The 745-nt window shown below is 59.1% G+C and carries 1 protein-coding gene; it reads right to left on the reverse strand.

Features of this window, described 5'->3' with window-relative positions; genetic code table 11:
- Window positions 1-8: 8 nt before the first annotated feature.
- Window positions 9-745 (reverse strand): IS3 family transposase (locus tag U869_RS0108630; protein WP_025123045.1); only part of this gene is annotated, 737 nt, incomplete at its 5' end.

A 745-nucleotide genomic window follows, 5' to 3' on the forward strand; every position in this document is an offset into this window, starting at 1 on the left:
TGTAGTGGTCAACTAATACTGGCCACCGCATTAGACTGTAAGTAGTACAGTCGCTCAGATTCGTTTGGCGTTAAGCCGCCGTTGTACCCGTGAGGCCGTACGGCGCTGTAATACCCCGCGATGTAGCGGATTGTCGCGCTTTGGGCCTCGCTGAAGCTGTTGTAGCCCTTCGTCGGCACCCATTCGGTCTTCAGGCTTCTGAAGAACCGCTCCATCGGGGCGTTATCCCAGCAGTTACCCCGCCGACTCATACTCTGCTTTATCCGACAGCGCCACAGTGCCTGCCGATATTTACGGCTGGTATAGTGGCTGCCCTGGTCGCTGTGGAACATCACGCCGGTTGGTCGACCGCGTAGCTCCCAGGCCATCTGCAACGCCTTGACCGTCAGTGCCGAACCCGGCGACGTCGACATGGCCCAGCCCACAGGTTTGCGGGCGAACAAGTCCAGCACCAACGCCAGGTAAGCCCAGCATTTGCCCGTCCAGATATAGGTCACATCACCGCACCAGACCTGGTCCGGTGCGGTAACCGCGAACTGGCGGTCGAGATGGTTCGGTATTTCAACGTGTTCGTTTCCGCCGCGTTTGTATTTGTGTGCCGGTACCTGGCAACTGGCGATATCCAGCTCTTTCATCAGTTTGCCGGCCAGCCAGCGCCCCATTTTGAAGCCAGAGTCCCTGGAGACGATAGTCGCTATACTTCGGGCGCCGGCAGAGCCGCCGCTGGCGTTCCAGGCCTCCATGA

Source organism: Serratia sp. H1w (genome assembly GCF_000633355.1).
Lineage (GTDB): Bacteria > Pseudomonadota > Gammaproteobacteria > Enterobacterales > Enterobacteriaceae > Chania.